Source organism: Actinoplanes sp. CA-142083 (assembly GCF_050942195.1).
GTDB lineage: Bacteria > Actinomycetota > Actinomycetes > Mycobacteriales > Micromonosporaceae > Actinoplanes.
This window is the reverse complement of the sequence record NZ_CP192076.1, coordinates 6,519,684-6,530,798: the sequence shown is the minus strand read 5'-3', so window position 1 is coordinate 6,530,798 and position 11,115 is coordinate 6,519,684. Positions and strand designations below refer to the sequence as shown.

Below are 11,115 nucleotides of genomic sequence, written 5' to 3'. Positions count from 1 at the left end.
CGCCCGCTATGAGCGCAAACGGTAGCCCACTCCGCGAACGGTCTCCACCAGCTCGGGGCGCCCGAGCTTGGCGCGCAGCGACGCCACGTGCACCTCGAGGGTGTGCTTGCCCGACCAGGTGGTCTGCCAGACGTCGAGCAGGATGCGCTCGCGGGACAGCGCCACGCCCGGCTGCCGGGCCAGCGACGCCAGCACGTCGAACTCCTTGCGCGTCAGCGTGACCGGCGCGTCGTCGACGTGCACCGTGCGGGCGGCGTGGTCGATGCGCAGCGGGCCGATCTCGGCGATCTCGCGCGCGGGCGCCTGCCGGACCGTGCGCCGCAGCAGCGCCTCGATGCGCGCCTGCAGCTCGGCCATGGAGAACGGCTTCACCACGTAGTCGTCGGCGCCCACCCGCAGCCCGGTGATCTTGTCCCGTTCCTCGCCGCGGGCGGTCACCGCGATGATGCCCAAGTTCTCGTTGCGGGCGCGCAAGATGCGGCAAACGTCGACGCCGTCGCCGTCGGGCAGGGTGAGGTCGAGCAGCACGAGGTCGCACGGGGCAGCCTCGAGCGCCGCGGTGGCCGTGGCGGCGTGCTCGACGTCGTATCCACGCCGCTGCAGCATCGAGAGCATGACCGCGCTGACCCGGCGGTCGTCCTCCACGAGCAAGATCCGCATCCGCCTCCGCCCATCCTCTGGGCGGCAAATCTACTGCACTTGTGCTTCAGCGCGGTTTCTTGCCCGCCAGGAGTTGCACCAGGTGGGTGCCGGGGATCCCGGCGAGATCGGCCGATTGCGTGCGGCACGAGAAGCCGTCCGCGAGAAAGACGTCGCCTTCCTTCGCGTCGCGCAGCGCCGGCAGCAGTTGTTGCTCCGCGACCTGCACCGAAACCTCGTAGTGGCCGCGCTCGACCCCGAAGTTGCCGGCCAGCCCGCAGCACCCGCCGAGCCGGACCAGCTCGGCGCCGGCCCGCTGCAAAAGTTTCGCGTCGGCCTCCCAGCCCATCACCGCGTGGTGGTGGCAGTGCGGCTGGGCGATCACCTTCAGGCCGTCGAGCGACGGCGGGTTCCATTCCGGCGTACGGGCGAGCAGCTCGGCCACGGTGACGGTGGCCCCGCTGACCTGGCGCGCGGCGTCGGTGTCGACCAGTTCGGGCAGGTCGCCGCGGAGCACGCCGGTGCACGACGGCTCGAGCCCCACGATCGGCACGCCACTTTCCGCCGCTTCGCGCAACTCACCCACGGTCTTGCCGAGGATGCGTTTCGCGGCGTCCAGCTGCCCGGTGGAGATCCAGGTCAGGCCGCAGCAGGCGTCCTTGGTGGTGACTTGCGGCGCGTAGCCGGCGTCGGCGAGCACCTCGACGGCGGCTTTCGCGACCTCGGGCGAGAAATGGTCGGTGAAACTGTCGACGAAGAGCACGACAGGTTTCCCGGCCAGGGGTTTCTGCGTGGCGAACCATTGACGAAATGTCTGATTCGCAAAGGCAGGGATGGCGCGGCGTGCATCCACCCCCGCGACGTAGAGAGCAATTCGCCGCAGGCCGGGCAACGTGGTCAGGCGATTGGCCAGCCGCGGCATCTTCGCGGCCAGGTGCGACCACCGCGGCAGCCATCCCAGCGAGTAGTGCGACCGCGGCCGGATCCGGCGCTTGAAACTCTGGTGCAGCACCTCGGACTTGTAGGCCGCCATGTCGATCCCGGTCGGGCAGTCGCTCGCGCATCCCTTGCAGGACAAACAAAGATCAAGCGCATCGTGTACGGCCTCGGCGCGCCACCCGGGAGCCAGGTCGCCGTCGAGCATCTCCTGCAGCACCCGCGCCCGTCCCCGGGTCGAGTCCTTCTCGTTCTTCGTCGCCAGGTACGACGGGCACATCACGCCACCTAGCACCGTCGTGTCGGCCCGGCACTTGCCCACGCCGGTGCAGCGGTGCACCGCCTGGTTGAAGTCGCCGTGATCGGCGTGATAGGCCAGCGCAAGTTTCGTGCGCACCGGCCGCGCCTGCGCCACCCGGATGTTCGCGTCGACCGGGTCGGGCTCGACGATGTTGCCCGGGTTGAGCAGGTTGCCCGGGTCGAAGGTGTGCTTGATCTCGCGGAAAAGGCCGATCGCGGCCGGCGAATACATCCTGGTGAGCAACTCGCTGCGGGCCCGCCCGTCGCCGTGCTCGCCGGAGAGCGATCCGCCGTAGCTGACCACGAGGTCGGCCGCGTCCTCCAGGAACGCGCGAAACTTTCCCGGCCCGCCCGGCTTGTCGAGCGGAAAGTCGAGCCGCACATGCACGCAACCGTCGCCGAGATGCCCGTACGGCATGTTGCTCAGCCCGTGCTGCTCGCAGAGCGAGTCGAAGTCGCGGAGATAATCCCCGATCCTCGCCGGCGGCACCGCCGCGTCCTCCCAGCCCGCATGGGCCGGCAGCCCGGAGGGCGCCCGGCCGGCGAGGCCCGCGCCGTCCTCCCGGATCCGCCACAGCGGAGCCGCCTTGGCCGTGTCCGCCACGATCAGCGTGTCGATCGCGCCCGCCGATTTCGCCAGCCTCTCGGCCTGATCGCGCGCCTCGGCGAGGTCGTCGCCGGCGATCTCGACCATCAGCCAGGCCTGGCCGCCCGGCAGCGGCGGCACCGCGTCCGGCCCGCGGCGGCTGCGCACGATGTCGCAGATGCGCGAGTCGATGCCCTCGCAGGCGGTCGGCTTGAACTCGAGAATCCCCGGGACGGCGTCGCCGGCCGTGCCGAAGTCGGGGTAGCCGAGAACCACCAGGATCCGATATTTCGGGTCGGCCACCAGCCGTACGGTGGCCTCGGTGATCACGGCCAGGGTGCCCTCGCTGCCGACCAGGAACTCGGTGAGGTTGAAGCCGTTCTCGGGCAGCAGGTGCTCGACCGCATACCCGGAGACTTGCCGCCCGAAGCGCGCGAACTCGGTGCGGCCGACGGCCAGGTTGGCCCCGATCACCTCGCGCAGGGCGGTGGTGACTTTCTCGGCGCCGTCGAAACTTTTCTCGCTGGTGATCATGCGTTCGCCGTCGATGGTGAGCGCACTCAGCGCGAAGACGTTGTCCGACGTGCGGCCGTAGCCGAGGGTGCGCGAGCCGCACGAGTTGTTGCCGATCATGCCGCCGATCGTGCAGCGGGTGTGTGTCGACGGGTCGGGGCCGAACCGCAGGCCGTGCGGTCTCGCGGCCGCTTGCAGGGCCGCCTGCACCGTGCCGGCCTGCACCCGGGCGGTCCGCGTCGTGGGGTCGACCTCGAGAACCTCGTTCAGGTACCGGCTGAAATCCAGCACGATCCCCGGCCCGATCGCGTTGCCGGCCACGGAAGTGCCCGCGCCCCGCGCGGTGATCGGGACGCCCAGGTCACGACCGACGGAAAGGGTCGCGGCAACTTCGTCGTCGGAGCGGGGCCGGACCACGGCCTGCGGGACCACGCGGTAGAGCGAGGCGTCGGACGCGTACATCGAGCGGTTGGTCGCGTCGTCCAGGACGTCGGCGACACCCGCCCGGCGCAGCCGGCGCACCAGCTCACTCGCTTCAGTCATGCGCCCGACCTTTCCAGCACCGCGCCCGCCGACCGACGGCTCCCTGGACGTTACCCAGGTGGTGGGACGGCCGGCGCCGCCGGGCTCCGGCCGCCCGGCGTGCGTCACATTTCACTGCCCGACACGGCCGTCGACACGTTCGCGCAACAGATCGGCGTGGCCGCAGTGCCGGGCGTACTCCTCGATCCGGTGCACCCACAGCTCGCGGGCGGCGATGCCGTCCTTGCCCAGCCGTTCGCCCAGATCCGTATGCGACAGCAACGCCGCGTCGGTCCCTTCCTGCTCGCGGGCCAGATCGGCGAAAGCGCCGTCCACCACGGCCTGGTCGGCGACCGCGCCGTCGAAATCCGCGTCCCGCGCGCCGTAAAGTTTCGCGGCCGGCTCGTCCGGGCGGATCCACGTGCGCCAGTCGCGTTCTACCTCGGCCAGGTGGCGCACGAGCCCGAGCAGCGACATCGACGACGGCGGCACCGATCGGCGGGCGAGCTGCGCCGGGTCCAGTCCGTCGCATTTCAACCGCAGGGTCAGCCGGAAGTGCCGCAACACATCGAGATAGGTCGGCAGCTCGCCCTCCGGCGCGGGGCCGTCGCTGTCACGCGGGTCATCGTCGGGGTCCAGCCACATGTCGGGGTAGACGCTGGCCCGGGTCCACCGCTGGGGAACGTCGCTCATCGTGCCCACGATGCGGAGCGGTGCTCCGGCGTGCAAGCCGTTTACGGCTTGGTCGAGCGGTAGTAGCGGGCCGCCCCGGGGTGCAGCGGCACCGGCAGCGTGGCGATCGCCGAGCGGATGTCCAGCCGCTCGGCCGCCGGGTGGGCCGCCGCCAGCACCTCGCGCCGCTCCAGGAGCAGCCGGGTCAGGTCGAACGCCAGGTCGTCGGCCATCGAGGCGGCGACGACCAGCAGGTTGGGCACGGCGACCGTGGCGACGGCCGGCATCTGGTACGCCGACACGGGGACGTCGCGCACGACGTACACGTCGCTGTAGGCCTTTCGCAGTTCGCTCGCCCACTTCGAAAGGTCCACGAGCCGGGTCGCGGAGGAGGCGCTGAGCTGCCGGATGCCGGTCACCGGCAGGCCGCCGGAGAAGAAGAACGCGTCGATGTCGCCGCTGGTCAGCGCCGCGGTCGAGTCGTCGAGGCCAAGTTGCCGCTCGTCGATGCCGCTCATCCGGGCGACGGTCAGCAGGCGTCGCACGGTGATGACCGTGCCCGACCCTCGCGCGCCCACCGAAACTTTCTTGCCGCGCAGGTCCTCCAGGGAACGGATCGGGCTGTCGCCCCGCACGACCAGGTGCAGCAGGTCGTCGTACACCCGGGCCAGCGCGACCGTCGACGGCGCCGGGACGCCCCCGGTGACCAGGACGTCCGACTGGCTGAAGGCGACCTCCGCCCGCCCGGAGGCGATCAGCTGGAGATTTTCCGCCGACGCGGCCGTGACCAGCACGCTCGCGTCGGTGCCGGGCAGGTCCTGCGCGATGACCCGGGCGAACGCGGAGCCGATCGCGTAGTAGACCGCCGTCGGGCTGCCGGTGGCGATGCGCACGGTGCGGTGGCGCGGCTCCCGGCCGACGCAGCCGGAGACCGTCAGCGCGACAACTCCCCCTAATAGGGCACGGCGGCGAATCACCCGCGCAAGTTTCCCTCAAGTCCTGCTCGGTGGTGTACCCGCCGAACGGCCCGATCGGCCACGGTATCGGCATGAACCACGATCAGGTCCGGGACATCGTGCTTGCCGCGGCGCTGCCGGCGGCTTTCGAGGCCGCGTGCCTCGTGCGGTGCGCGGTCGCCCAGGGGCAGCCCGCCTCGATGATCGAGTTCGACCGGGAGGACGCCGCCGGCCGCCTGACCTCGTTGCTCACCCGTCTGGGGTGCGCGGCGGAGCACGAGGTGCACACGGGGGGCGGCCGTCGGCGCTACGACCTGCAACGCGTGCTGATTCCGGAAAGCCGGCGCCGCGCGACCGACCGGATGGTGGCTGCCGCCTGGCGTCAGGGCCGGCAGGCGCTTCTTTCCACCGAGACGCTGGGTTCCTCGTCGCCGCGGCACGCGCAGCGCGTGACTCTCGCGCACGCGGCGTGGCGCGCCGCGCTGCTCGCCGGCGGCCGGCGCCGCCGGGGCGAGCTGATGTCGGTCCGGCTGGGTGATCATGAGATGGCCGCCATTCTCGTACGGGCGGCGCGCTTGCTCGATGTTTCGCCCGAAGTTTCGCGCCGGCCCGGCTGCTTCATGGTGGCCATCCCGGCCCGTGGGGTGCTGTCGGCAGCCTGACGTATCCGGCCCGGTCCCGGCGCCACTACCGGGTATGGACATCAACGCGATCGAACCGGTCGGCGGGCCGGTGTGGGTGGCTTGGCGGGAGGGCACGCTGACCCGGGCCCGGGAGCTGGAGGCCCTCGCCGAGTGGGTCCGCTCGCAGGATCCGCGCGACCAGGTGCTCGAGGGCGCGATCCAGGCCCACCTGGACGCGGCCCGGCAGGCGGCGAAGGCCCGGCGGCTGACGCTGCCCACCGGGCCACTGATGGAGCGGTCCTTCGGAAACCTGGCCGCGGCCGAGGCGCACATCCTCAACGTGGCGCCACCCGACTACGTGCTCGGGCAGATGCCGAGCCTGCTTCGCGACGTGCAGGCGCACCTGCCGACAACCGATCCCGGCCGGCGCGAGTTCGAGCGGATCGCCCACCGCGTCGGCAACGGCCTCGATGTCGCGACCCGCAGCGAGGAGGAGCTCAAGGGCTGGCTCCAGATCATCGACCAGGAACGCGGCAAGATCGTGACGGCGGTGCGGGCGGCGAGCTCGGCGGCGCTGAGCGAGCGCATCCGGTTGCGAAGTTTCCGCAACATCGTGGTCGGCACGGCGATCGTGATGACGCTGCTGGCGGTGGGCGTGGCGCTGCTCGGGCTCGCCGACCGGTCGCTGATCCCGCTCTGTTTCGCGCCGGAGGAGTCCGGCACCGCGATCGTGGTCTGCCCGACCGCGCAGTCCGACCGATTCACGCCGACGCAGGCCGGTGGCACGGCGCAGGACGGCGTGCCGGTGACGGACATCGACAACGTCGTCGCGGAAACCGCGAAACCGGCCGACCTGCTGATCGTCGAGCTGGTCGGGCTGGCGGCGGCGACGATCGCGGGCGCCGCGGCGATCCGGCGGATCCGCGGGTCGTCCGAGCGGTACGGGCTGCCGGTCGCGCTGGCCGCGCTGAAGTTGCCGACCGGCGCGATCACCGCCTTCCTCGGGCTGCTGCTGATGCGGGGACAGTTCGTGCCCGGGCTGAGCGCGCTGGACACGTCCGCCCAGATCCTCGCCTGGGCCCTGGTCTTCGGGTACGCGCAGCAATTGTTCACGAGACTGGTGGACCAGCAGGGGCAAACCGTGCTCAACAGCGTCCGTGTGCCGGATAAACCCCCGTCCTAGAAGTCCGACTTATCAGATAATCCCGAAGTAACCTTCATGTTCCAGCTGGCCTCCTATCGTGAGTCTGTCGTTTCCACGGTGGAGGGCTTGGTGATCGGCATGGCGTCGCTCGGGAAACGGCTGGGCTCGATGAGCATGCGGACCAACCTGCTGGCGGTGGCCGCGATCGGCCTGGTCGTCGCGGTCGTGGTCGGCATCGTCGGGATCCTGCGGATGAACACGATCGCCGACCGGGCGGACGCGATCTATCGCAAGTCGCTGCAGCCGCTAGTCGTGGTCCAGGACGTCCAGCAGATGATCTGGCACGCCCGGTGGGCCGGAGCGACCGCCAACAACAGCACCACGGCCGCCGCCACGGCCAAGACTCTCACCGAGCTTGCGTCGACGCTGTTCACGCAGATCAACGCCGGCATCGCCGGTTACCTGAAGCTGGACGTCAGCTCGGCCGAGCGCGCCGGGATGGCCAAGGTGCAGGACTCCTGGCAGCAGTATCTGGACGTCCGCGCCCAGCTCACCACCCTGCAGAACGCCGGAAAGACAGCCGAGTACAACCAGTTGCGCGCCAACGGGCTGAACCCGCCGATCAACGACGCCGTCGCCGCCATCGAGAATCTCAAGACGCTATCGCAGAACAACGCCGCCGCCGCGTCGGCCGCCGCCCGGTCGGCCGCGGACAACGCCCGCCTCACGATCATCGCCACGCTGGTGGCTGGCATCCTGCTGGCCGGGGCGATCGCGCTGTTGTCGGCCCGCGTCCTGACCCGGCGGCTGGGATCGCTGGCCGCGATGATGTCCGGGATGGCCGCCGGCGACCTGCGCTCGCGCCAGCCGGATCCCGGATCCGACGAGATAGGCCAGATGTCGCGCTCGGCGGTCGAAGCGGTCGACCATATGCGTACGGCGATGCAGACGCTCTCCGATGCGAGCTCCGGGCTGGCCCAGCGCTCGGAGGACATGCAGGACGCCAGCCGCAACCTCGCCGGCGGCGTGGAACAGACGTCCCGCCGGGTCAACTCGATCGACCAGGCGGCCGAGGCGGTCACCGCCGGCGTGCAGGCGGTCGCGGGCGGCGCCGAGCAGATGGGCGCGGCGATCCGCGAGATCGCGATCAGCGCCAGCGAGGCCGCGAAGGTCGCCTCCAGCGCGGTCGACACCGCCGCCGAGGCCGAGAAGCTGATGACCAAGCTGGACGCCTCCTCGGCAGAGGTCGACAGCGTGGTCAAGACGATCACCGCGATCGCCGAGCAGACCAACCTGCTCGCCCTCAACGCGACGATCGAGGCGGCCCGGGCGGGGGAGACCGGCAAGGGCTTCGCGGTCGTCGCCGGCGAGGTCAAGGATCTGGCCCAGGAGACCGCGAAAGCCACCGAGGAAATTTCGCGCCGCATCGAGGCGATCCAGCGCGACGCCAAGGAAGCCGTCGAGTCGATCTCCGGCATCGGCCAGATCATCGGCAACATCAACGACTTCCAGAACACCATCGCGTCGGCGGTCGAGCAGCAGAGCGCCACCACCAAGGGCATGACCGACGACCTCGGCCGGGCCGCCGCCGGAACCGGCGACATCAGCACCCAGCTCGCCGACGTCGTCCAGGTCACCAGCACCACCCGCGAAGCCGCCGACGCCACCGAGAACGCGGCGACCGACCTGGCTCGCATCTCCACCCAGCTCCAGGACGTCATCTCCACGTTCCGCTACTGACTGCCAGGCACAACCTGTTCCTCCCAGGAAGGCCGATCGTCGTCCTACCGTGGAGGGCGTGGCGATCAAGGACGAGATCCGGGACTTCCTGCTCTCGCGGCGGGCGCGGATCACGCCGGAGGCGGCCGGGTTGCCGGGGTACGGCCTGCGGCGGGTCGCGGGCCTGCGGCGCGAGGAGGTCGCGCAGCTGGCCGGCGTCAGCGTGGAGTACTACAGCCGGCTCGAGCGCGGAAAGTGTCGCGGCATCTCCGACACCGTGCTGGTGGCGGTCGCCCGCGCGCTGCGCCTCGACGACGTGGAGCGGGAGCACCTGCTCGACCTGGTCCACGCGGCCAACACCGCCCCGGCCCGGAAACTTTCGCGGAAACCCGCGGCGATCCGGCCCGGCGTGCAACGCCTTCTCGACGCGATGACCGAGGCCCCGGCGTACGTGTGGAACGGCCGGCTCGACGTGCTCGCCGCCAACGCTCTCGGGCGGGCGCTGTTCCTGCCGTTGTTCCCGCCCGGCGGTGAGCCACTCAACCAGGCGCGTTTCCTCTTCCTCGACGAAACTTCGCGGGAGTTCTTTCCCGACTGGGAGCTCCTCGCGCACGACGCCGTGGCGGTGCTGCGGGCTGAGGCCGGCCGCGACCCGCACGAGCCGCGGCTGGCCGATCTGATCCAGGACCCCGACCTGCGGATCACGGCCGGGCTCGCCGAGCCCGGATCCGAATCCGAAACCGCCCTGCGGCTGCTCGCCAGTTGGGCCGCCTCCACCCGTACGGAAGGAAAAGCGTGACCGGAACCGCCCTGCTGGTGATGGATGTGCAGGAAGCTAATGTCGCCCGCTTCCCCGACCCCGGCTATCTGCCGCGCCTGCGCGGCGTCATCGACGCGGCGCGCGCCGGCGGCCTGCCGGTGATCTACGTGGAGGTCGGCTTCCGGCCGGGTTTTCCCGAGATCAGCCCGCGTAACAAGATCTTCGGCGGGATCGCCGCGCGGGCCGGTGGTGGCGGCGGAACCAACGCGAGCCACCCGGACATCGCGCCGCTGGAGGGGGACATCGTCGTCACGAAACGGCGGGTCTCGGCTTTCGCGGGCAGCGATCTCGACGTCGTGCTGCGCGCCGGGGAGATCGACCACCTGGTCCTGACCGGGATCGCCACGAGCGGTGTCGTGCTCTCCACGGTCCGGCAGGCAGCCGACCTCGACTTCCGGCTGACCGTCATCGAGGACTGCTGTCTCGACAACGATCTCGAGGTGCATCGTGTCCTGACCGAGAAAGTTTTCCCGCGCCAGGCCGACGTGACCACCTCAGCGCTTTTTCTCGAGCGCGCGAACTAGCTGCTCCTTCGTCATCTGGGAGCGTCCCTCGATGCCGCGGGCGCGGGCCTCGGAGTAGAGCTGAGCCTTCGACTTCGGCTTGTCCGACGACTTGCGCCCGGCCGAGGGCTTGCCCAGCTCCTGCCAGCGGGTCTCGGTCATCTGCACGCCGTATTTCTTGGCGGCTTTCTTGATGCGCCGGAAAGCTTCGTCGCGCTCCTTGTCGGTCACGTCCCGCACCTGGTCGAAGCGGGCGATCGCGTTGCGCACGTGGCTCGCGTCGGTCAGCGGCTCTTTGCGCTGGTGCGGGAAGGCGAAGGTGCTCTCCGACAGCGAGTTGCGGTCCTCGGCGTCCAGTTCGTTGGTCATGCCTTCGGGGTACCCGCGACCGGTGTCGATCATGCCGTCCCAAATTTACGTGCACAGGTGAACCTTTCTGGCCCAAGGCCCGTACTGACCGTCGATGGGAGGTCCTCGATGATCCGTACGTTGCTCACCGGCGCCACCGTGGTCGCCGTGCTCGCCCTTGTCCCGGCGCCCGCGATGGCGGCGCCGGGGGTGCCCACGCAGCTCAACGCCGCCGATCAGGCGCTGCTCAACGGCGTGCGCCAGGCCGGCCTGTGGGAGATGCCCGCCGGTCAGATGGCCGCGCTGAAGGGCAGCAGCGCCAAGGTGCGCGCGGCCGGCCAGTACATCGCCGATCAGCACGTGCAGCTCGACCAGCTGGTCGTCGACGCGGCGAACGAGCTGGGCGCGACCATCCCGGCGACGCCGACGGCCGAGCAGTCGGGCTGGCTCACCGAGATGCAGAACGCCGACGGCGCCCGCTTCGACCAGACCTTCGTGACCCGGCTGCGGGCCGCGCACGGCAAGATCTTCCCGGTCATCGGGGCGGTGCGGGCGGCCACCCGCAACCCGGTCGTGCGCAAGTTGGCCGACCAGGCCAACACTTTCGTCTCGAACCACATGAAGATGCTCGAGAGCACCGGCCTCGTCCAGTACGAGAAGCTGCCGCCCGCCGCGATGCCGCCGGCCCAGGACCTGTCGGCGATCGGGATGGCCACGGCCAACGCCGGGGTCAACCCGCCGGTGAGCCCCATCGTGCTGTGGACCATGCTGATCGGCATGGTGGCGATCGCGGCCTTCGCCAGCCTCCGCATCATGCGCTCCCGCCATTAACCT

11 protein-coding genes are annotated in these 11,115 nt (G+C 70.5%); 6 read left to right on the top strand and 5 right to left on the bottom strand.

Annotated features, from left to right (window positions below; all coding sequences use genetic code 11):
- Positions 1–6: 6 nt before the first annotated feature.
- From ACQPZX_RS30035 to ACQPZX_RS30020, 4 genes are all read right to left on the bottom strand, one after another.
- On the bottom strand, positions 7–660 hold the full coding sequence (locus tag ACQPZX_RS30035) for a response regulator transcription factor (protein ID WP_433362270.1): 654 nt from the start codon (positions 658–660) through the stop codon (positions 7–9).
- Positions 661–706: 46 nt separating this feature from the next.
- On the bottom strand, positions 707–3,517 hold the full coding sequence (locus tag ACQPZX_RS30030) for an FAD-binding and (Fe-S)-binding domain-containing protein (RefSeq protein WP_433362268.1): 2,811 nt from the start codon (positions 3,515–3,517) through the stop codon (positions 707–709).
- Positions 3,518–3,628: 111 nt separating this feature from the next.
- The gene (locus ACQPZX_RS30025) at positions 3,629–4,189 is read right to left on the bottom strand and encodes a DUF664 domain-containing protein (protein ID WP_433362266.1); all 561 of its coding nucleotides are present in this window, start codon (positions 4,187–4,189) and stop codon (positions 3,629–3,631) included.
- A 41-nt stretch (positions 4,190–4,230) separates the two neighbouring features.
- Positions 4,231–5,142, bottom strand: coding sequence for a TAXI family TRAP transporter solute-binding subunit (locus ACQPZX_RS30020; protein ID WP_433385491.1), 912 nt, complete (start codon positions 5,140–5,142; stop codon positions 4,231–4,233).
- 74 nt (positions 5,143–5,216) lie between these two features.
- Between ACQPZX_RS30020 and ACQPZX_RS30015 the strand changes: the two genes are divergently transcribed.
- The 5 genes from ACQPZX_RS30015 to ACQPZX_RS29995 all read left to right on the top strand — a co-directional run bounded on the left by ACQPZX_RS30015 (position 5,217) and on the right by ACQPZX_RS29995 (position 9,954).
- Positions 5,217–5,786, top strand: a complete 570-nt coding sequence (locus ACQPZX_RS30015; RefSeq protein ID WP_433362264.1) for a hypothetical protein — start codon at positions 5,217–5,219, stop codon at positions 5,784–5,786.
- Between the two features lie 34 nt (positions 5,787–5,820).
- Complete coding sequence (locus tag ACQPZX_RS30010; protein ID WP_433362261.1) at positions 5,821–6,930, top strand: hypothetical protein; 1,110 nt, start codon at positions 5,821–5,823, stop codon at positions 6,928–6,930.
- A 78-nt stretch (positions 6,931–7,008) separates the two neighbouring features.
- A complete protein-coding gene (locus ACQPZX_RS30005; RefSeq protein ID WP_433362258.1) occupies positions 7,009–8,631 on the top strand; it encodes a methyl-accepting chemotaxis protein in 1,623 nt (540 codons plus the stop codon).
- A gap of 58 nt (positions 8,632–8,689) precedes the next feature.
- A complete protein-coding gene (locus ACQPZX_RS30000; RefSeq protein ID WP_433362255.1) occupies positions 8,690–9,409 on the top strand; it encodes a helix-turn-helix domain-containing protein in 720 nt (239 codons plus the stop codon).
- Positions 9,406–9,954, top strand: a complete 549-nt coding sequence (locus tag ACQPZX_RS29995) for a cysteine hydrolase family protein (RefSeq protein ID WP_433362252.1) — start codon at positions 9,406–9,408, stop codon at positions 9,952–9,954. The genes ACQPZX_RS30000 and ACQPZX_RS29995 overlap by 4 nt, the downstream gene beginning before the upstream one ends.
- Here ACQPZX_RS29995 and ACQPZX_RS29990 read toward each other — a convergent pair.
- Positions 9,925–10,302, bottom strand: a complete 378-nt coding sequence (locus ACQPZX_RS29990; protein ID WP_433362249.1) for a DUF6582 domain-containing protein — start codon at positions 10,300–10,302, stop codon at positions 9,925–9,927. The genes ACQPZX_RS29995 and ACQPZX_RS29990 overlap by 30 nt on opposite strands.
- 108 nt (positions 10,303–10,410) lie before the next feature.
- Here ACQPZX_RS29990 and ACQPZX_RS29985 point away from each other — a divergent pair, with 108 nt between their 5' ends.
- Complete coding sequence (locus ACQPZX_RS29985) at positions 10,411–11,112, top strand: DUF4142 domain-containing protein (protein WP_433362246.1); 702 nt, start codon at positions 10,411–10,413, stop codon at positions 11,110–11,112.
- The last annotated feature ends 3 nt before the right edge of the window (positions 11,113–11,115 follow it).